Consider the following 24031-nt stretch of genomic DNA (forward strand, 5'->3'; position numbering starts at 1 on the left):
GGCGGGCGAGGTCGTCGCAGACGGTACGTACCGCTTCGGCGAACTCCGCCTTGTCCGGGGTGATCCCGGACGCGCCGGAGCCGAGCAGCAGCACGGTGTCGTTGGTGGACATGCAGCCGTCGGAGTCGATCCGGTCGAAGGTGCGGCGGGTGGCGTCCCGCAGCGCCATGTCCAGGGCCGCGCTGTCCACGGCGGCGTCCGTGGTGAGGACGACGAGCATGGTGGCGAGCCCGGGGGCGAGCATGCCCGCGCCCTTGGCCATCCCGCCGACGGTCCACCCGCCCCGGGTGACGGCGGCCGTCTTGGGCACCGTGTCGGTGGTCATGACGGCGAGGGCCGCGTCGCCGCCGCCGTACCCGGACAGCAGGGCGGCGGCGCCGCGGACGCCGGCCAGCAGGCGGTCCATGGGCAGCGGCACGCCGATGAGTCCGGTGGAGCAGACCGCCACGTCGCCCGGGTCGAGGCCGAGCAGCCCTGCGGCCTCCCCGGCGGTGGAGTACGTGTCCTGGTGGCCCTGCGGTCCGGTACAGGCGTTGGCGCCGCCGGAGTTGAGCACGACCGCGCGGATCCTGCCGTCCGCGAGGGCGCGGCGCGACCACTGGACGGGAGCGGCCTGCACACGGTTGGAGGTGAAGACGCCCGCCGCGGCCCCTTCCGGCCCGTGGTTGACGACGAGAGCCAGGTCCCGGTCGCCGTTCTCCTTGATCCCCGCGGCGACGCCCGCCGCCGTGAAGCCTCGTGCGGCTGTGACGCTCACGGTGCGACTCCGTTCGTGGAAAGACCCAGCCCCTCGGGCAGCCCGAGGGCGGTGTTCATGCTCTGGACGGCGCCGCCCGCGGTGCCCTTGGTGAGGTTGTCGATGGCGCTGACCGCGATGATCCGGCCGACCGACGCATCAAGGGTCACCTGGATGTGGGCGGCGTTCGAGCCGTACACGGCCGAGGTGCTGGGCCACTGGCCCTCGGGCAGCAGCCTGGCGAACGGCTCGTCGGACAGGGCCTTCTCGTACGCGGCCCGTACGTCGTGCGCGCCGACCCCGGGCAGCGCCGCGGCGGAACAGGTGGCGAGGATGCCCCGCGGCATGGGGGCCAGGGTCGGGGTGAAGGAGACGGCGACCCGGCGGCCCGCCACGGCGCTGAGGTTCTGCACCATCTCGGGCGTGTGCCGGTGGCCGCCCCCGACGCCGTACGGCCGCATGGATCCCATGACCTCCGCGCCGAGCAGGTCCGCCCTGGGCGTGCGCCCGGCGCCGGACGTGCCGGACGCCGCGACGACCACCGCCTCGGGCCCGGCCAGCCCCGCCGCGTACGCGGGGAAGAGCGCCAGCGTCACGGCCGTCGGGTAGCAGCCCGGCACCGCGATGCGCCGGGCGCCCGCCAGCAGGGCGCGCGCGCCCGGCAGTTCGGGCAGGCCGTAGGGCCAGGTGCCCGCGTGCGGCGAGCCGTAGAACGTCTCCCAGTCGCCCGCGTCCGCTAGGCGGAAGTCCGCGCCGCAGTCGATGACGAGCGTCTCCTCGCCCAGCTGCCGCGCGACGGCGGCAGACCTGCCGTGCGGCAGGGCCAGGAAGACGACGTCGTGCCCTCGCAGGGCGTCGGCGGTGGTGGGTCGCACCTCCCGCTCGGCCAGTGCGGCCAGGTGCGGCTGCACTGTGCCCAGTGGCTGTCCCGCGCTGGAGTGCCCGGTCAGGGCACCTATCTCCACTTCGGGGTGGGCCAGGAGCAGGCGGAGGAGTTCGCCCCCCGCATAACCGCTCGCTCCGGCCACGGCCGCTCGCACTGTCATGAACCCTCCAGGTCAGCCGGACGTCGGATCGCAGAACTCGGCGTCGAGGACGGGGATGATCCCCGATGCGTCCCAGTCGCCGTTGTAGTTGAACGTGAGCTGGTGGCGGCCGTCCTTGGTGAAGGCGGACAGCGTGAGCCAGCCGACCATGCCGCCGTCGTGGTACCAGATGGTCGTGCCGCAGCCCAGCGCGAGCTGCTCGACGCCGAGGCCGTAGGACGAGATCGGGAAGTCGGGGTTGACGACGGTCGTCGTCAGCTCCGCGAGCTGCCTGGCCGGGAGCAGCCGTCCGCCCATCAGCGCCCCGTAGAAACGGTTCAGGTCGGCCGCGCTGGAGATGATGTCGCCGTCGCCCCAGCCCTGCGAACCGTTCAGCTCGGTGACGTCGTCGAGCCGGTCGGGCTGGGTGTTGTAGAAGAGCTTGGAGTAGCCGCGGCTGCTCGGCTGGGGCAGACCGGTGGCCGTGCCGGGGTTGGAGGTCGCGGTCAGGGCCAGGGGTTCGATGATGCGCCTGCGGACCTCGCTCTCGTACGACCGGCCGCCCACCTTCTGGAGGATGAGCGCGGCCAGGATGTCGTTGGTGTGGGAGAACGCGTGCCGGGCGCCGGGCTGGAACAGCGGCGCGCGGGAGAAGGCCACCGTGAGGCGCTGCGCGGGCGTGAGGGTGTCGTACCGGTGCTGGAGGAAGCCGTTGCCCAGGGTGTACGTCGTGTAGTACGTCTCGTCGGCGAGGTAGTCGGGCAGGCCGCTGGTGTGGTTGAGCAGCTGCCGTACGGTGACCGCGCGGCCGTCGTTGCCGTTGCCCGTGACGACGCCGGGCAGCCAGCGCTCCACGGTGTCGTCGAGGCTGAGCTTCTTCTCGGCCTCCATCTGGAGGAGGACCGTCGCCACGAAGGTGTTGGTGATGCTGCCGGTGCGGAACCGGTCGTTCACGCCGCGCGGCGCACCCGTCTTCAGATTGCCCACGCCCGTTGCGGACTTCCAGACTCCGCTCGCGTCCCGGGCCTCGGCGGTGACGCCGGGGACACCGGCGGCGACCGCCGCCTCGATCGCGTGCTGCGTGGCCTGGTGGCCGGTCGCCTTCGTGGCCGGGTCCCCGGCTGCCCGCGCGGGACCCGTGAGGACGGTGGCCGTGAGTGCCGCCGCCGCCAGACCGACCACGCAGGCCCTTGGTCTCTTCCATGCCGCCATCGTCATTTCCCGCTCCTGGGGTCCGTCCGCACATGGCTGATTCCGTACTTGTGCGGTGCGTGGGTGGAGAGTAGGTCAGCTTCGCCGCGTACGGAGAGCTTGGGCGGCAACAGGCGGGCGAGGAGTCAACTCAGCTCACAGGTTGGGCAGTTGGCTTTACATGCGTCGTTTCGCGCGCCGTTGCACGGGCCGTTTCGAGCGCGGCCGTCGCGTCCCGCTCGATCTGCCGCAGCAGCGGGGCGGGATCGTCCTGGAAGTAGAAGTGGCCGCCGTCGAAGACCCGCAGGCCCAGGAAGTCCTCCGTGTGCTCCGCCCAGCCGGCCATCCGCCGCGGTGAGGCGGTGTGGTCCCCGCCGCCCGCGTAGGCGGAGAGCGGCACGGGCAGCGGACCGGCGCCGGGATCGGGGCGCCAGTTCTCCACCAGGCGCAGGTCGGCCCGGATGACCGGGGCGTACAGGGCCCACAGCCCGGGGTCGTCGAAGATCCCGTGGGGCGTGCCGTCGAGCTCTTCCAGCCGGGTGCGCAGCTCGGCGTCGGGCAGCTCGTGGTAGCGCTGCCCGGGTCCCGCGGGCTGCGGCGCGGTCCGTGCGGAGACACCGACCCACACCGGCGGCCGCAGGCCCAGGGCCGGGGCCCGCCGCGTCATCTCGTACGCGACGAGGGCTCCCATGCTGTGCCCGAACAGGGCGTAGGGCACGTCGGGTCCGGGCTCGATGCCGCGCAGCAGGAAGTCGGCGAGCAGGCCCGCGTCGCTGATCTGCGGCAGGTCGAGGAGCAGACCGTGGCCCGGGGCGTCGAGCAGGGTCACGTCCCACGTCTGCGGCAGCGCGGCCGGCCAGTGCCGGTAGAGCATGTGGGAGCCCCCGGCGTGGTGCAGGACGAACAGGCGCAAGTCAGGTCGGGTGCTGTCCATCGCTCTCCCTGGGGTCGGTGCTTCTCGGGTGCCCGGCAGACCCGCGAGCGCGGCATCGTGGCACAGGAAACCGGTGCGGTACAGAGGATCCGGGCGGGGTGCAGACGCGGGTGGCGGGCGGGGCGGCCGGTGGACGCGCCGCCTTGTAGCGCCGGCGGCCGGATCCCTACGGTGACGTCGGATCGCCGGGGCCGCCACCGGCACCGGGTGTCCTGTCGACCGGACACCGGAGTGTCCCGGCGGACCCGGACGGACGCCGGGCGGCGGATCCGCGCCCGGCGCCTTCCCGTACCCGGCCCGGCGGTTTCCCATCCTGGGTCACCCCATGACGTACAAGGACGGTGCCAGTTGAGCACGAACCCCTTCGATGACACGGACGGCCGCTTCCACGTGGTGGTCAACGACGAGGAGCAGCACTCCCTGTGGCCGGTTTTCGCCGAGGTGCCCGCCGGCTGGCGGGTGGTCTTCGGCGAGGCGGCCAGGGCCGAGTGCCTGGAGTACGTCGAGCAGAACTGGACCGACCTGCGCCCCAAGAGCCTGCAGGACGCCATGGCGGCGGACTGACCGGCGGCGCTCTCACGGAAACGGGCCGGCAGGACACCAGGACACTCTGAGTGGGGAGATGAAGGCGGTGACGGGCGCTGTGAGGACCGCGAGCAGGCAGAAGGCGGGACCGGCGGAGAACAGCGGTGAGCCGGCGCAGCGCGGTGTGCACCTGTCCTTCGTAGGGTCTCAGGCCACCGTGCGGAAGTCGGGGATGGTCTTCCCGCAGAACCTCTCGGAGCGGTCCTGGGAAGAGATCGGGACCAGCCTGCGCGAGCTCGTGAACTCCTCGGCGTGGTGGCTCGCCGACTGGCTGATCTTCGGCGAGACCACCTACGGGTGGCGTCGGTACAAGGAGGCGATCGAGCGCACGGGGCTCGATTACCAGACCTTGCGCAACTACGCGTGGGTGGCCCGGCGTTTCGAGCACCACCGAAGGCACGACACCCTCAGCTTCGCCCACCACGCCGAGGTGACCCGCCTCGCGCCGCCGGAGCAGGACTACTGGCTGCGCAAGGCCGAACAGCAGAAGTGGTCGCGCAACGAACTGCGCAGGGCGCTCCGTGCCGCTCTGGCCGTGCAGAGCGAGCAGGACGGGGCGCCCGCGGACAGCGGCGGCGCGGCGCGGGAGACACCCCGGCCGGCCGGGACGGCGGCCGTCGGGGAAGGCCCGCGGAAGGTCACCACCCTCACCATCGAGCTCTCCGCCGGGCGGCTGGAGTCCTACGCGGAAACCGCTGCCGCGCACGGTCTGTCCCTGGACCAGTGGGTGGCCCAGGCGCTCGAAACCGTCGGCCGGCAGATCGTCGGACGGCAGATCGTCTAGAGGCCCCGAAAAGCCTCGGAGGCCCCCGAGGCTGCGGGCCCCAGGCCTCAAGGACCCAAGGCCCTTCGCCCGGCCCGGCCGACCGGACACCCTTCACATCGGAGTCAGTTGATGATCCTTCAGGGAAAGCGGGTCGCCCTGCCCGCGGCGCCCGTCGTCCACCACCAGTTCGAGGCGAACGCGCGGGCCACTCCCGATGCCGTCGCCGTCGTCCGGGCCGGTCAGCAGGTGACGTACGCGGAACTGGACGCGAGGGCGAACAGGTTCGCGCACTACCTCGTCGCGCGCGGACACGGCCGGGGCGCCAAGGTCGGCGTCTGCCTCGACTACTCCGTCGACCTGCTCGTCGCCATCCTCGGCACGCTGAAGGCGGGCGCGGCCTACGTACCGTTCGACCCGGCCTACCCGGCGGAGAGGCTCCAGCTGCTGCTGGGCCAGGTCCCCGGACTCGCCCTGATCGTGGCCTCCCCCGCGACGGCCCCGATGGTCGCATCGGCCTCCGTCGACGTCGTCGACCTCGAACAGCTCTCCGGCCGGCTGGCAGCCCTTCCCGAGGACTCTCCCGGCGTCGCCGTCACGGGCGACGACGTCTGCTACGCCGTCTTCACCTCCGGTTCGACCGGCACCCCGAAGCTGACCGCGGTCAGGCACGAGGGCTGGTTCAACCTCATGAACTGGCTGAAGCTCGAGTACGGCCTGCACAGCGGGTCGCACAACCTGGTCGTCAGCGCGTTCGGCTTCGACCTCTCCCAGCGCGCCCTGATGACACCGCTGTTCTGCGGCGCCACCCAGTACCTGCTGGCCAGCCGGAACTTCGACGCGATGATGGCCTACCGCATCCTGACCGACCACGACATCCGCGTGGTGCACTGCGCCTCCAGCACGCTGTACGTACTGGTGGACTGGGAGACCGCGCGGGGCGGCGACGCGCTCACCCGCCTCGACTACGTGCTCTTCGGCGGTGAGGCGCTGAAAGCCGAACGGCTCACCGAGTGGGCGCGGCGCGAGGGCAACACCTGCACCCTGCTGCACCAGTACGGCGTCGCCGAGTGCACGGACGTGGCGACCTCGTACGACCTCGCCGCGTACCGGCCAGGCGAGCACGACATCGCGCCGGTCGGCAGGCCCGCGTACAACACCGACATCCACCTCCTCGACGAGCACCTGCGCGGTGTCGGTCCGGGGGAGGACGGCGAGATCTGCATCGCCGGGGCCGGCGTCGGCGCCGGATACCTGGGCGCCGCGGGCCCCGAGAACGCGAAGTTCACGACCGTCGAGGTCGACGGCGCGCCGGTGCGGCTGTACCGCACGGGCGACCGCGGCCGGGTGAACGCCGCCGGCGAACTCGTCGTCGCCGGACGGATGGACGCGCAGGTCAAGGTACGGGGCATGCGCATCGACCCCACCGACATCGAGCGCGCGCTCGGCAGGCTGGACGTCGTCAAGGAGGCCGCCGTGGCGGTCACGTACACCGACGCGGGCGAGACCGAACTGACCGCGTTCACCGTTCCCGCCGGGGACGCCCCCACCGAGGACGACCTGCGCACCCGCCTCCTGGCGGTCCTGCCGCGGAACATGGTCCCGGCCAGATTTGTGAACGTCCCGCACATTCCGCTGAGCCCGCACGGGAAAGTCGACCGCGCGGCCCTCGTCGAATCGCTCAAGAGAGGACTGTGATGATTTCCGACAGCGTGCGTGCCATCTGGTGCCGTGAACTCCAGCGCGACGATATCGCTTTGGACGACGATTTCTTCGCCCTGGGCGGCCAGTCCGTCATCATGGTGAAAATCCAGGGCGCTTTCCTGGAGGAGCTGGGCGCCGAGGTCCCCATGGACCAGATGTTCCTCAATCCGACGGTGGCGGCGGTCTCCGCGTACATCGAATCCCTGGGTGTGCCGGCCCCTTAGTGTCCGGTTTCCCTCGTGCAAGGCATTTCCGGCCGCGGCCGAGCTGTGTCGAAAAACCATCTGGCAAGAAAGGCGCGCCATGTACGACGTGATTGTCATCGGTGCCCGTTGTGCGGGCTCGCCGACAGCCATGCTTTTCGCCCGGCAGGGCTATCGGGTCCTGCTCCTGGAGAAAGCGCAATTCCCGCAGGACACGCTGTCCTCGCACTACATCCATATGCAGGGAATGTCGCTGCTGAACCGGTGGGGGCTGCTCGACAAGCTCCGCGACGCGGGCTGCAGGCCGATCACCCGGCAGAGTTACGAGGGGCCCGGCGTCCGTATCGAAGGCTTCTCCCTGCCGCTCGACGACCTGCGGTACACGTACGCGCCGAGGCGTTACGTGCTCGACCCCCTCCTCGCGGAAGGGGCCGTCGAGGCAGGCGTGGAGTTCCAGCAGGGCTGCGCCGTCAAGGACCTGCTCTGGGAGGGCGACCGGGTCGCCGGGGTGCGGTACACGACACCCGGCGGCACCGAGACGACGGAACACGCGCGCCTGGTCGTCGGCGCCGACGGCATGCGCTCGCTGGTGGCCCGCAAGGCCGGCGCGCAGAACGTCATCGAGCACGCGCGGGTGAGCTGCACCTACTACAGCTACTGGTCCGGGGTCCCCTCGCACTTCGAGCTGTACGAGCGGCCGGGCCGCTGGATCGGCGTCATCCCCACCAACGACGACCTCACGCTCCTCATGACCTACTTCCCGCAGGACGAGTACAACAACGTCCGCAAGGGAGTGGAGCCCTTCTACCTCGACAGCTTCCGCTCGACGGCCCCCGAGCTGTACGAGCGGATGCAGGCGGGCGAGCGCGTGGAACAGCTCTACGGCACGGGCCACCAGGAGAACTACTTCCGCAAAGCCTACGGACCCGGCTGGGTGCTGGTCGGCGACGCGGTGAACCACAAGGACTCCATCACCGCCCGCGGCATCACCGAAGCCTTCGCCCAGGCCCAGTCGCTCACCGGCTTCGTGGGGGAGCGGCTGCACGACGACGCCGCGCTCGCCGCGGCACTGCGGCGGTACGAGAACAACCTGAGCGGCGAGGCCCTCAGCCACTACCAGGGCGCGCTCAACGTGGCCGAGCTCAAGCCTCAGGGGCGGGTCGACATGCTGCAGAAGCTGGTCGGCCACCAGGAGCACATCGACCGGTACTTCTCGACCCTCTCGGGGGCGTGCTCCATCGACGACTTCTACAACGACGAACTCCTGACCCTGCTCGACCTGAGCTGAGCGGCGACTTGCTCCCTCGTGGTTCTTCCGATTTGGAGAAACAATGATCCCGTTGTCGTTCGCGCAGCGCCGGCTGTGGTTCGTGGACCGGTTCGAAGGCCCTTCCCCGACCTACAACGGCGCTTTCGCCCTGCGGCTGACCGGTGAACTGAACACGGGGGCGCTGGAGTCGGCGCTCCGTGACGTCATCGACCGCCACGAGGTCCTGCGCACGGTGATCGCCGAGGGCGACGACGGGGTCCCGCACCAGCGGGTCCTCGCGCCGGGGGAGCAGCCGTTCGCCCTGCCGGCCGCCGACGTCACGCAGGACGGGCTGGCGGCGGCGGTCGACGAGGTGGCCACCCGGACCTTCGACCTGGCCGCCGACGCGCCGATCCGCGCCACGCTCCTGCGGTGCGGACCGGACGAGCACACCCTCGTCGTGGTGGCCCACCACATCGCTGTCGACGGGGAGTCCTTCGGGCCGCTCTTCCACGATCTGACCACGGCGTACGCGGCCCGCACCGAGGGCAGGGCCCCGGCGTGGGAGCCGCTCCCGGTGCAGTACGCGGACTACACCCTGTGGCAGCTGGACGTCCTCGGTGACGAGAGCGACCCCGAGAGCGTGTCGGCCCGTCAGCTGGCGTACTGGCGCGAGGCACTGGACGGTCTGCCGCAGCCGCTGGCCATCCCGACGGACCGCCCGCGCCCCAGGACCATCAGCTCCGGCGGCGACCGGATCCCGTTCTCGATCGGCCCGGAACTGCTCACCGCGGTGGAGAAACTGGCCGCCGACCAGGACACCACGGTGTCGATGGTCATGCACTCGGCGCTCGCGGTGCTCCTGCACCACCTCGGGTGCGGCGACGACGTGTCCATCGGGGCGCCGATCACGGACCGCACCGACGAGGAACTGCGCGACCTCGTCGGGTTCTTCGTCAACACCTGGGTGCTGCGCGTCGACCTCTCCGGGACCCCGACCTTCCGCGAACTGCTCGGGCGGGTACGGGACCGGTCGCTGGCCGCGTACGACAACCAGGACATGCCGTTCGAGCGGCTCGTGGAGCTGCTCAACCCCGACCGGTCCACCGCGTACAACCCGTACTTCCAGGTCATGCTCTCCTGGCAGCCGCCCGTGCCGCCCATGGAGCTCCCCGGCCTCGGTGTCAGGGCCGAGCGCCTGGAGACCGGCACGGCCAAGTTCGACCTCTTCTTCGACCTGCTCCCCAACAGCTCGGGCGGCGGGGCGCAGTGCCGTCTCGAGTACGCCACCAGTCTCTTCGACCGGGACACCGCCACGGCCATCGCGGACCGGTTCGTACGGGTGCTGGGCCGGCTCGTGGCAGGACCGGAGCGCGCGATCGGCACCGTCGACGTCCTCGACGGGGCCGAACGGGACCTGCTGCTCAACCGGTTCGACGCCGGCACCCCGGGGGAGAGCGGGCTGACGGTCCCCGAGCTGTTCGAGAGCCAGGTGGCCAGGACGCCCGACGCCCCGGCGGTCGCCTTCGGCGCGACGACGCTGACCTACCGGGAGCTCGACGACCGGGCGAACGCCGTCGCGTGGGAACTCCTGCGGCTCGGCGCCGGCCCCGAGGACCTGGTGGTTCTCGCGCTGCCGCGCACCGAGGACCTGGTCGCGGGGCTGCTCGGCATCCTCAAGTCCGGTGCCGGATACGTACCCCTGGACCCGCAGTACCTCAGCGGCCGCGCGGAGAGCGTGCTCTGTGAAGCCGCGCCGCGGTTCGCCGTCACCGACACCGCGACCTGGCAGGACCTGCCGGAGAACACCCTTCGCTGCGTCGACCTCGACCGCCGCGCGCAGTGGGACACGCCCGCAGGGGCGCCCGGCGACACGGACCGCAGCGCGCCGCTCGGCCCGGACAACCTGGCGTACGTGATGTACACCTCCGGCTCCACCGGCAAGCCGAAGGGTGCGGCGATCACCCACCGGGGCGTCGTCAACGGCGTACGGGAGCTGGTACGCGTCCTCGACACGCCCCCCGGCTGGCGGATGCTGGCCGGCACCTCGGTCAACTTCGACGTCTCGGTCTTCGAGCTGCTGACCACCCTGACCACCGGCGGCACCGCCGAGGTGGTGGCGAACGCGCTGGCACTCGGCGAGCGGGACAGCTGGGACGGCCAGGTGATCAGCGGGGTCCCCTCGGTGCTCGGGGAGCTCGCGGGCAGTCTGCGCAACGCGCCCGGCGTGCGCACGGTCGTCTTCGCGGGCGACGTGCTCCCGGGCCGGCTGGTGCGCCAGGTGCGCGACGCCCTGCCCGGCGTACGCGTCGTGAACTGCTACGGGCAGAGCGAGAGTTTCTACGCCACCACGTTCTCCCTCGCCCCGTCCGAGGAGTGGCAGGACGGCGATGTCGCGCCCATCGGCACCCCGCTGGGCAACATGCGCGCCTACGTGCTCGGTCCGGGCCTCGCCCCGGCACCGCAGGGCGTGATCGGTGAGCTGTACGTCGCCGGGGACTGCCTGGGCCGCGGCTACCACGGCCGCCCGGGCCTGACCGCCGAGCGCTTCGTGGCGAGCCCCTTCGGCCCGGCCGGCGAGCGGATGTACCGCACGGGCGACCTGGCCCGCTGGAACGCGCAGGGGCAGCTGGAGTGCGTCGGCCGTACGGACGGCCAGGTCAAGGTGCGCGGTTTCCGCATCGAGACGGCCGAGGTCGAAGCGGCGATCACCTGCCACCCGGGGATCAGCGAGGCGGTGGTGGTCAGCCGGGAGGTGCCCCAGGGCGGGCGCCGGCTCGTCGCGTACGTGGTGCACACCGGTGAAGGAGCCGTCGGCGACGACGGCGCCGGCGGCATCGGCGACGTGGACGTGCTGGCCGGGGCCTCGGCCGCCGAGCTCCGCAAGTTCACCGCCGCGCGGCTGCCCGACTACATGGTGCCCTCCGCGTTCGTGGCGCTGGGCAGACTGCCGCTCGGGCCGACCGGCAAACTGGACCGCCAGGCGCTGCCCGAACCGGAGTTCTTCGGCGAGGCCTACCGGGAGCCGCGCACCGAGGCCGAGTCGGTCATCACCGCGGCGTACGCGGACGTGCTCGGCGTGGACCGGGTCGGAGTCGACGACGACTTCTTCGCGGTCGGCGGCGACAGCCTGCGCTCCATCCAGGTCGTCGCCCGGGCCCGCGCCCGTGGCCTGGAGCTCTCCACCCGCGAGATATTCGAGTGCCGCACAGCGGCACGCCTCGCCGAGGTGGCGTCCACCCGCCAGGGCCGGACGCCCGTACTCGAAGAGGACGAGAGCGGCGGTGTCGGCTCCCTGCCGCTCCAGCCGGTGGCCCGGCAGGTGTTCGCAAACGGCGGTGCGACCAACCGGTTCGCCATGTCGATGGTCCTCGAACTGCCCGCGGGCATCGACGAGGACGGCCTCGCCGCGACGCTGGACGCCGTACTCGACCGGCACGACCTCCTGCGCGCGCAACTGGTGCCCGGCGACGAACCCTCCCTCCTCGTGCACCCCACGGGCACCGTGCGGGCCGCGGACCTGATCCGCCGGGCCGACTGCGACGGCCGCTGGGACGAGGCGTCCTCGCTGGAGGCGGCGAAGGCGGAGCTGTACGGAGCGACCGGCCGGCTCGACCCCGAAGCCGGGACCATGGCGGCCTTCGTCTGGTTCGCGGCCCCCTCCGGCGAGGGCAGGCTGCTGGTGGTGCTGCACCACCTGGTGGTCGACGGTGTCTCCTGGCGGATCCTCATGTCGGACTTCGCCGAAGCCTGGCAGCAGGTCCGCCTCGGCAGGGCGCCCGAGCTGCCCGCGGTCGGCACCTCGGCCCGCCGCTGGGCGGCGGCACTCCAGGACGAGGCCCTCTCCGAGGAGCGGGAAGCGGAACTGGCCTACTGGCGCGACCTCCTTGAGGCGCCCGACCTCCCGCTGGGCACCCGGGCGTTCGACCCGGCGGTCGACGTGTGGTCCACGGTGGAGACCGTACGGGTGCAACTGCCCGCCGCGGTCACCGAAGCGGTGCTCACCACGCTCCCCGCCGCGTTCCGGGGCACCGGGACCGACGTGCTGCTCGCCGCCCTCGCCCTGGCCGTCAACCGGTGGCGCGGCGCGGACGCCCCGGCCCTGGTCCGGCTGGAGGGGCACGGCCGCGAGGAGGACGTCGTCCCCGGCGCCGACCTCTCGCGTACCGTCGGATGGTTCACCACCATGTACCCGGCCAGGGTCGAGGTCCCCGGAGTGGACCTCGACGACGTGCTGGCCGGCGGCCCCGCCGCAGGCCAGGCCGTGAAACTGGTCAAGGAGCAGCTGCGCTCCGTCCCCGACAAGGGCCTGGGCTACGGGCTGCTGAGCTGCCTGAACCCGGAGACCGCCGAACAGCTCGCCGGCCTGGCGGTACCGCAGATCGGCTTCAACTACCTCGGCCGGATCTCCGGCACCGACGTGCCCGAGCACCTGCGCAGGGACGGGTGGGGGCCGGCGTCCTGGTCCTCCGAGCTGATCGCGGAACCCGACCCCGACCTGCCCGCGCTCTCCGCCCTGGAGGTCAACTCGGTCGCCACGGACACCCCGGAGGGCACCCGGCTGCAGGCCGCCTTCATGTTCCCGACCGGGGTGCTGTCCCGCGAGCGGACCACTGAACTGGCCGAGCTGTGGGTCGAGGTGCTGCACGGCATGGCCGCGTACGCCGCCCGCCCGCACACCGGCGGCCTCACCCCCTCCGACGCGCCGCTGGTCACCGTCGGCCAGGACGACATCGAGACGTGGGAGGAGCGCTACGGCCCGCTGGCCGAGGTGTGGCCGCAGGCCCCTGGCCAGTCCGGCATCCAGTTCCAGGCGGCGCTCGCCGACGGCGCGTTCGACGTCTACCACATGCAGTTCGTCCTGCACCTGTCCGGGCCCGTGGACCCGGCGCGCATGCGGGCGGCCGGACAGGCACTGCTCGACCGGTACCCCAACCTGCGCTCCGCGTTCCTCACCACCGCCGACGGCGACCCCGTACAGGTCGTGGCCGAAGACGTCGCCCTGCCCTGGCAGCACCTCGATCTCACCGGTCGCAGCGAGGCCGCACAGGACGCGGCGCTCGACCGGGCCCTCGCCGACGACCGGGCCGCCCCGCTCGACCCGGCACGGCCGCCACTGCTGCGCCTGGCGCTGCTGACCTGCGGGCCGCTGCAGTCGAAGCTCATCCTCACGGCGCACCACACCCTCTTCGACGGCTGGTCGTCGCCGCTGGTGATCACCGATCTGGTGCGGCTGTACGCGGGGACCGGCCAACTCCCCCCGATCCGCAGCTACGGCGACTACCTGGCCTGGCTGTCCCGGCAGGACAGGGACGCCTCGGCCGCCCGCTGGAAGGCCGAACTCGACGGCCTCGACCAGCCCACCCTCGTCGCCGCGGACCTGGTGGCGCAGGGCGAGTCGTCCTCCCTGGGACGGGTCGAGGTGCCCCTCTCGATCGACAAGGGACGGGAACTCGCCCGGCGCGCCGCGGAGCTCGGGGTCACGCTGAACACGCTCCTCCAGGGTGCGTGGGCGATCCTGCTCTCCAAGCTGACCGGACAGCACGACGTGGTGTTCGGGGCCGCCGTCAACGGCCGCCCCGCGGACGTGACCGGCTCGGACGAAATGGTCGGCCTGTTCATCAACACCCTGCCGACCAGGACGCTCTGCCGGCCCGGCCTCAGCGTGGGCGACGTCATCACCGGTCTGCAGAACCGGCAGATCGCCCTGCTCGACCACCACTACTACGGGCTCGCCGACATCCAGCGCGGCGTCGGACTGCCCTCCCTCTTCGACACGATCGTCGTCTTCGAGAACTACCCCGTCGACCGCGAGGGCATCGTCGACGCGAACACCTCGGCGGGCTTCTCGATCGACGCCATCCGCCCGTTCGCGGGCTCGCACTACCCGCTCACCCTCAACGCCTCCGACCCCTACCTGCGGCTCTCCCTCGACTACCAGACCAGCCTCTTCGACCACGACGCGGCCGGGACGATCGCCGCCCGCCTCGTCCGCGTACTCGAACAGGTGCTCAAGGACCCGTCGGTGCCGGTCGGTGCCGTGGAGGTGCTGGGGGAGGACGAGCGGGACCGGCTGCTGCGCCGGGTCAACGACACGGCCCACCCGGTGGCCGCCGATACGCTGCCGGGCGCCTTCGAGGCCCAGGTGGCCAGGACCCCCGGGTCCGTGGCGCTGATCGGTGAGCACGAGACGCTCACCTACGGGGAGTTCAACCGCCGCGCCAACCGACTGGCGCACTGGCTCATCGCCAGGGGCGCGGGCCCCGAGCAGCTCGTCGCGGTGAAGATCCCCCGCTCCGTGGAGCTGATGGTGGCGATCTACGCGGTGGTCAAGGCGGGCGCGGCCTACGTGCCGGTCGACCCGGAGCTGCCCGAGGACCGCGTACGGCATGTGCTGAACAGTGCGAAGCCGCTGCTGATGCTCGACGGGGAACTCCCCGACGTCTCCGGGTGCGCGGACACGGACCCGGTCCGCACGCTGTCGCCGGACAACGCCGCGTACGCCATCTACACCTCGGGCTCCACCGGCGGCCCCAAGGGCGTGCCCGTGGCGCACCGCTCGATCATGAACCGGCTCAAGTGGGGTCTGTCGCACTTCGGCGTCGGCGCCGAGGACCGGGTGCTGCTGAGCACCACGGCCAGCTTCGACGTATCGGTACCGGAGCTGTTCGCACCCCTGCAGGTGGGGGCCGCCGTCGTCATCGCACGCCCCGACGGGCGGCGGGACCCGGCCTATCTGGCGGAGCTGATACGGCGGGAGAAGGTGACCGGCGCGGACTTCGTCCCCTCTCTCCTGGAGGCGTTCGTCGCCGAGCCCACGGCCAAGGAGTGCACCGGCCTGCGCTGGATCGAGGTCGCCGGCGAGGCGTTCCCCGCCGCACTGGCCAACCGGTTCACCGAACTGCTGCCCGGCTGCTCCGCGAACAACGTCTACGGCCCCACCGAGGCCTCGGTGGAGGTCACGGCCTGGCAGCACGTGCCGGGCGCGGACCGGGTGCCGATCGGCGCGCCGATCTGGAACACCCAGGTGTACGTACTGGATTCGGCGCTGCGCCCGGTCGCGCCCGGCGTCACCGGCGAGCTCTACCTCGCCGGGGTCCAGCTGGCCCGGGGCTATCTCGGGCAGACCGCGCTGACCGCGAACCGCTTCGTCGCCTGCCCCTACGGCGAGCCGGGCACCCGGATGTACCGCACCGGTGACGTCGTGCGGTGGAACGCGGACGGCCAGGTCGAGTACATCGGGCGCTCCGACTTCCAGGTCAAGATCCGCGGGTTCCGCATCGAACTCGGCGAGATCGAGCAGGCGCTGACCGCGCACCCGTACGTCGACAGTGCGGTGGCCCTGGTGCGGGAGGACCGCGCCGACGACCAGCGGCTCGTCGCCTACGTGGTGCCGGGCGACGGCACCGGGGAACTGAGCGAGCAGGACATCAGGGACCTGACCGAACTGGCCAGGGAGCACCTGCCCGCGTACATGGTCCCCTCGGCGATCGTGCCGCTCGCCGAGTTCCCCAAGACACCCAGCGGGAAGCTCGACCGCAACGCGCTGCCCGCACCGGACCAGGACGGGGCCGCGGCCGGGCGGGGGCCGCGCGACGAGAAGGAAGAGGTCCTCTGCCGGCTCTTCGCCGAGCTGCTCGGGGCCCGGGAGGTCGGCATCGACGTCGACTTCTTCGACAACGGCGGGCACTCCCTGCTGGCCACCCGCCTCGTCGGCCGCATCCGCAAGGAGCTCGGCGTCGATGTGAAGGTCACGACCGTGTTCCGCAGCCCGACCGTCGCCGAGCTGGCACCCCGTATCGATAAGTCGGCCAAGTCGAACCGCCTCCAGCTGCGACAGATGAACGTTTAGGAGCAGAACGATGATCCCGTTGTCCTTCGCCCAGCGGCGGCTGTGGTTCCTCCACCGGCTGGAGGGTCCGTCCGCGACCTACAACATCCCGTTCGTGCTGCGCCTGGACGGGCCGCTGGACACGGCGGCCCTGGCCGCGGCGGTGACGGACGTCGTCACCCGGCACGAGAGCCTGCGCACGCTGCTGGTGGAGAGCGCGGACGGCACGCCGGAGCAGCGCATCCTGCCCGCCGCCGAGGCGCAGGTGCCGTTCCGGGTGGTGGACGTGGCCGCGGACGCGGTGGACGAGGCGATGGCCGCGGTGGTGGGCGCCGGGTTCGAACTGGACACGGACCTGCCCCTGCGGACGACCGTGTTCCGGGTCTCGGCGACGGAGCACGTGCTGGTGTTCGTGTTCCACCACATCGCCGCGGACGGGGCGTCGATGGCACCGTTCATGCGGGATCTGCTCTCCGCGTACGCGGCCCGCCGGCAGGGCGGCGCCCCGCACTGGGTGCCGCTTCCCGTGCAGTACAAGGACTACACCGTCTGGCAGCGGCAGATGCTGGGCGAGGTGGAGGACCTCGACTCCGTCGCCGCCGAGCAGCTGGAGTACTGGCGCCAGGAGCTGGCCGGGGTGCCGCAGCCGGTGCAGCTGCCGCTGGACCGGCCGCGGCCGACGCTGGCGGGACACCGGGGCGGCCATGTCGACTTCGAGCTGGAGCCGGAACTGCTCGCCGGGGTCGGGAAGCTGGCCGCGAACCACGGGGCCACGGCGCCGATGGTCGCCCAGGCCGTCCTGGCGGTCCTCCTGCACCACGCCGGGGCGGGCAACGACCTCACGATCGGCTCCCCGATCGAGGGGCGCGCCGACGAGCAGCTGGAAGAGCTGATCGGATTCTTCGCCAACACCTGGGTGCTGCGCGTCGACCTGTCGGGGAACCCGTCGTTCGACGACCTGCTGGACCAGGTACGGGACCGGGCGCTCGCCGCGTACGACAACCAGGACGTTCCCTTCGAGCACCTGGTGGAGCTCCTCAACCCGGAGCGCACCACCGCCTACCAGCCGCTGTTCCAGACCATGCTGGCCTGGCAGTTCGCGTGGTCCGAGATCGAGGTACCGGACCTGCGGGTCACCCCGGTCCCGGCGGGCACCGACACCGCGAAGTTCGACCTGTTCTTCAACATCGTGCCGGGCCCTTCCGGGCGCGGTTACGGCCGCCTGGAGTACGCGACAGAGCTGTTCGACCACGCCACCGCCCAGAACCTGGTGGACCGCTATGTGCGCGTACTCGCGCAGGTGGTCGCCGATCCCGCGACGCGCCTCGGCGCGGTGGACGTGCTCACCGCCACCGAACGGGAGTGGCTGGCGGGGCTGAACGAGACGGCCCAGGCCCTGCCGGCGGCGACGGTGCCCGAGCTGGTCGCCGCCCAGGCGGCGCGCACGCCGGAGGCGACGGCCGTGGTGTGCGGGCACACCTCGCTCTCGTACGGCGAACTGGACGCCAGGGCCGGGCGGCTCGCCGCGGTCCTGCGCGAACAGGGGGTGGGACCGGACGTCGTGGTGGCGGTGGCGCTGCCGCGGTCGGCGGACCTGGTCCTCGCCCTCCTCGGCGTCCTCAAGGCCGGCGGCGCGTACCTGCCCATCGACCCCGGCTACCCGGCCTCCCGCGTCGGGCTCCTGCTCGACGCGGCAGCCCCGGCACTGATCCTCACCGACCACGACACGGCGCGGACCGTGGCCGGATGCCGCCCGCCGGTGCTGCACCTCGACGACCTCGACCTGGACCTCGGCCTGGACGGCCCCGTCGTCGCGGCCTCGGAGCTCGGCATCGGCCCCGGCAACCTGGCCTACGTCATGTTCACCTCCGGCTCCACCGGAACCCCCAAGGGCGTGGCCCTCACCCATGCCTCGGTGGTCAACGGCGTACGGGACCTGAGCCGGCGCGTCCACGCCGGCCCCGGCTCCCGGATGCTCGCGGCGACCTCGGTCAACTTCGACGTCTCCGTCTTCGAGATATTCACCGCCCTGACCTGCGGAGCGAGCGTCGAGGTCGTCCGCGACGTACTCGAACTCGCGGAGCGCGACAGCTGGACGGGCACCACCCTCAGCGCCGTGCCCGCCGTCTTCTCCGCCCTGCTCGACCAGATCGCCGCCGACGGTCCCACCGGCCTGCGGCTCGACGTCGAGACCGTCGTCTTCGCCGGAGAGGCGCTCTCCTGCGACTTCGTCCGCAAGGTGCACCACGCCCTGCCCGGCGTCCGGGTCATCAACGCCTACGGACAGACCGAGAGTTTCTACGCCTCCACCTTCACGGTGCCGCGGGAGTGGACCGAGAGCGGCGCCGTACCGGTCGGGTCGCCGCTCGCCAACATGCGCGCCCACGTACTGGGCCCCGAACTGGCCCCCGTACCCCAGGGCGTGATCGGCGAACTGTACGTGGCGGGCCAGGTCGCCCGCGGCTACCACCGGAGCACCGGTGCCACCGCGGAACGCTTCGTGGCCTGCCCCTTCGGCCCTCCCGGCACGCGGATGTACCGCACCGGAGACCTGGCGCAGTGGGACGGCGACGGACAGCTGAAGTACGCGGGACGCGCCGACAACCAGGTCAAGGTGAACGGCATCCGCGTCGAGCCGACCGAGATCGAGACGGTCCTCGCCCGGCACCCCGCCGTCAGCCGGGCCGTCGTCACGGTCTGCGAGGACCCCGCCGGCAGGACCCGGCTCATCGGTTACGTGGCGCAGGCGGGCGCCGGCGCGCACGGCGGCGACGTGGACATGAACGCCACCGTCTCGGCGGCGGACCTGCGGCGCTTCGCCGCCAAGCGGCTGCCGGACTACATGGTCCCCGCCCAGCTGGTGATCCTCGACCGGCTGCCGCTGACCGCGAGCGGAAAGCTGGACCGGGCGGCGCTGCCCGCACCGGAGTTCAGGGGCGGCGAGTACCGGGCGCCCCGCACCGGCGCGGAGCAGGTCCTGGCCGAGGTGTACGCCGATGTGCTCGGCGCCGGACAGGTGGGCGTCGACGACGACTTCTTCGCGAGCGGCGGCGACAGCATCCGCTCCATCCAGGTCGTGGCGCGGGCCAAGACGCGCGGTGTGGTGGTCAGTACGCGGGAGATCTTCGAGCACCGTACGGTCGCCCGGCTCGCGGAACTGGTCGAGGGCCGGGCCGAGGAGGAGCGGGTCACCCTCGCCGAGCTGCCGGGCGGCGGCGTCGGCTGGTCCCCGCTGCCGACGACGGCCGCGCACGTGCTCGCCCTGGGCGGTGGCCTCGGCCGGTTCTGCATGTCCGCGATGCTGACCCTGCCCGGGAACATCGACCGTGCGGGACTCGCCGCCACCCTCCAGTCCGTACTGGACCGGCACGACGTGCTGCGCTCCAGGCTCGACCGGGACCGGCCGGGCCTGTGGATCGAGCCGGCCGGCAGCGTCGACGCCGGCGCGCTCGTCACCGAAGTCGCTCACGAAGGGGCCGACGCGCAGGCCGAGCTGGACGCGGCGGCCGACCGGCTCGACCCGGACGCGGGCGTCATGGCGCAGTTCGTCCGGTTCACCTCCGCCACGGAGGCGGACCGGCTGCTGATCGTGCTGCACCACCTGGTCGTCGACGGGGTGTCGTGGCGCATCCTCGTACCCGACCTCGTCTCCGCCTGGCAGCAGGTCAAGGGCGGTCACAGCCCGCAGCCCGCCCAGCCGGGCACCTCGCTGCGCCGGTGGACGCACGCCCTGGCGGAGGAGGCGCTCGCCCCCGGGCGGGTGGCGGAACTGCCCCTGTGGCAGGAGATCCTGCGCGGCGGCGAACCGGTGCTGGGAGCACGGGAACTGGACGCGGCGCGCGATGTCACCGCCACCGTGGAGACGGTACGGATCCAGGTGCCCGCCGACGTCACGCGGACCCTGCTCGACACGGTGCCCGCGGTGTTCCGCGGCGGCGTCGACGACGGACTGCTGGCCGGTCTCGCCCTGGCGCTGGCGCGCTGGCGCGAGCGGCGCGGCCTGTCCGGGGACTCGGCGCTCGTCCGTCTGGAGGGCCACGGCCGCGAGGAGCACCTGGTGCCCGGCGCGGACCTGTCGGGCACGGTCGGCTGGTTCACCGCCATGTACCCCGTCTGCCTCGACCTGTCCGGCATCGACGTGGCGGACGCGTTCGCCGGCGGCAAGGCCGCGGGCCGGGCCGTCAAGGCCGTCAAGGAGCAGCTGCGGGCGGTGCCCGACCACGGCCTGGGCTACGGGCTGCTGCGCCACCTCAACCCGGAGACCGCCGGCGCGCTGGCCGGACTGCGACAGCCGCAGATCGGGTTCAACTACCTGGGCAAGTCGTCGAGTGCGGACATCCCCGAGGAGCTGCGCGGGCTGGGCTTCGCCCCGGACACCACGCACCGGGACCTGATCGCCGCACCCGACGCGGACATGCCGGTCCTCTCGGCACTGGAGATCAACGCGGTGGCCTCCGACACCGGCGCGGGCGACGAACTCACCGCGTACTTCGGCTTCCCCACCGGGGTGCTCACCGCCGAGGACGTGCGCGAACTGGCCGGGCTCTGGGTCGAGGCGCTCACCGCGCTGGCCCAGCACACCACCACCTCCGGCGCCGGCGGGCTCACCCCCACCGACGCGCCCCTGGTCGCGGTCGGCCAGCGGGAGATCGACGCCTGGGAGGACCGCTTCGGCAAGCTCGCCCAGGTGTGGCCCGCGACCCCGGCCCAGTCAGGGATCCTCTTCCAGGCGATGCTGGCCGGCGCGTCCTTCGACCCGTACCACATCCAGCTCGTCTTCCACCTGTCGGGAAGGGTCGACCCCGCGCGGATGCACCGGGCCGGCCAGGCGCTCCTGGACCGCTACCCCGCGCTGCGCGCGGCGTTCGTGAACCGGGCGGACGGCGATCTCGTACAAGTGGTGCCGGAGTCGGTGACCCTGCCGTGGCAGCACCTCGACCTGACCGCGGCCGGCGAGACGGAAGGCACCGGGAAGTTCGAGGAGTTCCTCGACCAGGACCGGACCACCTACTTCGACGCGGACACCCCGCCGCTGATGCGCCTGGCCCTCGTCGTCCTCGATCCCGAACGTCCCGAACTGGTCCTGACGGCCCATCACACGCTCTACGACGGCTGGTCCACCCCCATCCTCATGCGGGACCTGCTGCTGCTCTACGCCTCCGACGGCGACCCGGCCTCCCTGCCCGCCACCCGCGACTACGGCGACTTCCTCGCCTGGCTCACCCGGCAGGACCAGGACGAGGCCGCACAGGCCTGGGCCGCCGAGCTCGAAGGGGTCGAGGAGCCGGCCCTGCTCGCCCCCGACTCCGTGAACTCGGACGACGGAACCCGCGACCAGGTCGAGGTCGCGCTGGCGCCCGACGAGGCACGCGAACTCGTCACGCGCGCATCCGAGCTGGGCATCACCGTCAACACCCTGGTCCAGGGCGCCTGGGCGCTGCTGCTCTGCCAGCTCACCGGACGCCAGGACGTGGTGTTCGGCGCGACCGTCTCCGGGCGCCCGGCCGCCGTGACGGACGTCGAGTCGATGGTCGGCATGTTCATCAACACCGTTCCCGTACGGGTCGCCTGCGCGCCCGGCGACACCGTCGGCGACGTCCTGGGCGGGCTCCAGAGCCGGCAGGCCGCCCTGGTGGAGCACCACTACTACGGGCTCACCGAGATCCAGAAGGCCGCCGGCGTACGGTCCCTCTTCGACACGCTCGTCGTCTTCGAGTCGTACCCGGTCGACCGGGAGGGCCTGGAGGACGCCAGCGACGCCGCGGACGGGATCACCTTCACCGGTCTGCGCCCCTCCGCGGGCAACCACTACGCGCTCTGCCTGACGGCGGCGGCCGACTCGCACCTCCAGCTCGTCATCCAGTACGCGCCGGGTGTCTTCGACCGGTCCACGGTGGAGACGTACGGGGCGCGCCTCGTCCGCTTCCTGCGGCAGCTGACGGGCGACCCCGCCCTGAAGGTCGCGCAGGCCGACGCACTGGAGCCGGCCGAACGCGACCGGATCCTGGCCGGGTTCGACCAGCCCGACCCGGCCAGGCACCTCACGCTCACCGCGCTCGTCGAGGCACAGGTGGCGCGGACCCCGGAGGCCCCCGCCGTCGTCGCCGGCGGCGAGTCGCTCACGTACACCGAGCTGAACGCCCGCGCCGAGCGGCTCGCGGACGCCCTGGTGGCATGCGGGGTCGGCCCGGAGACCGTGGTGAGCGTGGTCCTGCCGCGCACGGCGAACACGGTCGTGGCGCTCCTGGGCGTGCTCAAGGCGGGCGGCGCCTATCTGCCCGTCGACCCCGCCTACGCCACCGCCCGCCTCCCGCACATCCTGCCCACCGCCCGGCCGCACCTGATCCTGGCCGACGCGGGCACCCGCCCGCTGGTCCCCGCCACGGACATCCCCGTCCTCGTCCTCGACGACGTCGATCTCCTGGCAGCCGGCACCGCCGGGGCCGCCGTACGGACCAGGGCCCGCCCCGAGAACCTCGCCTACGTCATCTACACCTCCGGTTCCACCGGCGTCCCCAAGGGCGTGGGCGTCACCCAGTCCACCGTCGTCAACGCGGTGGACGCCCTGGTCGCGCACGCCGGAATGGAGTCGGGACGCCGCGTCCTGCTCGCCGCCTCGTTCGGGTTCGACGTCGCCACCTTCGAGACGTTCTCCGCGCTCACCACGGGCGGCAGCGTCGAGATCGTGCGCGACGTGCTGGAACTGGCCGACCGCGACAGCTGGGACACCGACGTCATCTGCTCGGTCCCCTCCGCCTTCGCCGAACTCCTCGACCAGATCGGCGGACGCGTCAGCCCCACGGCCCTGAACATCTCCGGTGAAGTGCTGACCCCCGTGCTGGTGGAGCGGGTGCGCGCGTGCTGGCCGCAGGCCCGCATCATCAACAGCTACGGCCCCAGCGAGACCTTCTACGCCACCGGCCATCTCCTCGACCCGGGCGAGACGTACACCACCGGGGTGCCCATCGGCCGCCCCTTCCCGGGCGTTCGCGCCTACATCCTCAGCCCCGGTCTGGCCCTGCTGCCGCCCGGCTCACCCGGCGAGCTCTACCTGGCCGGGGCGGGACGCGGCTACCACGGCCAGCCGGGACTGACCGCCGACCGGTTCCTCCCCGACCCGTACGGGCCTCCCGGCTCGCGCATGTACCGCACCGGCGACCTCGCCCGCCTCACCGGCGACGGCGAGCTGCAGCACCTGGGACGCATCGACACCCAGGTCAAGATCCGCGGCTACCGCGTCGAACCCGGCGAGGTGGAAGCCGCCCTGACGGCCCATCCGCACATCGCCCAGGCCGCCGTCGTGACCCAGCGGCCCGGGGACACCACCCCCTACCTGGCCGCCTACCTCGTACCCGTCCCCGGCGAGAAGGTCCCCGACCCGGCAGCGGTCCAGGCCCACCTGGACGGGCGGCTGCCCGACTACATGGTCCCCGCCGTCTGCGTCACCCTGGACCGGCTGCCGCTGTCCCCCAACGGCAAGCTCGACCTCAAGGCGCTGCCCACACCCGAACTCACCGCCACCACGCCCTTCCGGGCACCCCGCACCACCCGCGAGGGGACCCTGGCCAGGCTGTTCGCCGAGGTGCTCGGCGTGGAGACGGTCGGCATCGACGACGGCTTCTTCGAACTCGGCGGGCACTCCCTGCTCGCCACCCGCCTGATCACCCGTGCCCGCGCCGAGATGGGCACGGAGATCCCCATCCGCAAGCTCTTCGACCTGCCGACGGTGGCCGCGCTCGCCGCGTGGTCGGAGGAATCGGCCGTGCCCCTTCGCCCCGCTCTCCGCAGGATGATCGTAGAGGAGTAGAAC

Annotated in this window: 11 protein-coding genes; 7 read left to right on the forward strand and 4 right to left on the reverse strand. The window is 72.3% G+C overall.

What is annotated here, in order from left to right; translation table 11 throughout:
- From J0695_RS09400 to J0695_RS09415, 4 genes are all read right to left on the reverse strand, one after another.
- Positions 1 to 757, reverse strand: a 757-nt coding sequence (locus J0695_RS09400; RefSeq protein ID WP_206961429.1) for a bifunctional ornithine acetyltransferase/N-acetylglutamate synthase, incomplete at its 3' end; no start/stop codon positions are given.
- Positions 754 to 1782, reverse strand: a complete 1029-nt coding sequence (argC, locus tag J0695_RS09405) for an N-acetyl-gamma-glutamyl-phosphate reductase (RefSeq protein WP_206961430.1) — start codon at positions 1780 to 1782, stop codon at positions 754 to 756. The genes J0695_RS09400 and argC, both read right to left, overlap by 4 nt.
- A 12-nt stretch (positions 1783 to 1794) precedes the next feature.
- Complete coding sequence (locus J0695_RS09410) at positions 1795 to 2979, reverse strand: serine hydrolase domain-containing protein (protein ID WP_307798522.1); 1185 nt, start codon at positions 2977 to 2979, stop codon at positions 1795 to 1797.
- 124 nt (positions 2980 to 3103) lie between these two features.
- Positions 3104 to 3886: a thioesterase II family protein gene (locus J0695_RS09415; RefSeq protein WP_206961431.1), complete on the reverse strand. Its 783-nt coding sequence runs from the start codon at positions 3884 to 3886 to the stop codon at positions 3104 to 3106.
- 348 nt (positions 3887 to 4234) lie between these two features.
- Here J0695_RS09415 and J0695_RS09420 point away from each other — a divergent pair, with 348 nt between their 5' ends.
- The 7 genes from J0695_RS09420 (at position 4235) to J0695_RS09450 (ending at position 24028) form a co-directional block, all read left to right on the forward strand.
- The gene (locus J0695_RS09420) at positions 4235 to 4450 is read left to right on the forward strand and encodes an MbtH family protein (protein WP_206961432.1); all 216 of its coding nucleotides are present in this window, start codon (positions 4235 to 4237) and stop codon (positions 4448 to 4450) included.
- A gap of 67 nt (positions 4451 to 4517) precedes the next feature.
- Positions 4518 to 5255, forward strand: a complete 738-nt coding sequence (locus tag J0695_RS09425) for an LmbU family transcriptional regulator (protein WP_307798523.1) — start codon at positions 4518 to 4520, stop codon at positions 5253 to 5255.
- Positions 5256 to 5366: 111 nt separating this feature from the next.
- Positions 5367 to 6932, forward strand: coding sequence for an amino acid adenylation domain-containing protein (locus J0695_RS09430; protein ID WP_206961433.1), 1566 nt, complete (start codon positions 5367 to 5369; stop codon positions 6930 to 6932).
- Complete coding sequence (locus J0695_RS09435; RefSeq protein WP_206961434.1) at positions 6932 to 7162, forward strand: phosphopantetheine-binding protein; 231 nt, start codon at positions 6932 to 6934, stop codon at positions 7160 to 7162. Before J0695_RS09430 ends, J0695_RS09435 begins: the two co-directional genes overlap by 1 nt.
- A 79-nt stretch (positions 7163 to 7241) precedes the next feature.
- Positions 7242 to 8429 carry an NAD(P)/FAD-dependent oxidoreductase gene (locus J0695_RS09440; protein WP_206961435.1) on the forward strand — a complete coding sequence of 396 codons (1188 nt, stop codon included), beginning with the start codon at positions 7242 to 7244 and terminating at the stop codon, positions 8427 to 8429.
- Positions 8430 to 8472: 43 nt separating this feature from the next.
- Positions 8473 to 16242, forward strand: coding sequence for a non-ribosomal peptide synthetase (locus J0695_RS09445; protein ID WP_206961436.1), 7770 nt, complete (start codon positions 8473 to 8475; stop codon positions 16240 to 16242).
- 10 nt (positions 16243 to 16252) lie between these two features.
- The gene (locus J0695_RS09450) at positions 16253 to 24028 is read left to right on the forward strand and encodes a non-ribosomal peptide synthetase (RefSeq protein WP_206961437.1); all 7776 of its coding nucleotides are present in this window, start codon (positions 16253 to 16255) and stop codon (positions 24026 to 24028) included.
- The last annotated feature ends 3 nt before the right edge of the window (positions 24029 to 24031 follow it).

This window comes from Streptomyces beijiangensis (assembly GCF_017315755.1).
In the GTDB taxonomy this organism is placed as follows: Bacteria; Actinomycetota; Actinomycetes; order Streptomycetales; family Streptomycetaceae; genus Streptomyces; species Streptomyces beijiangensis.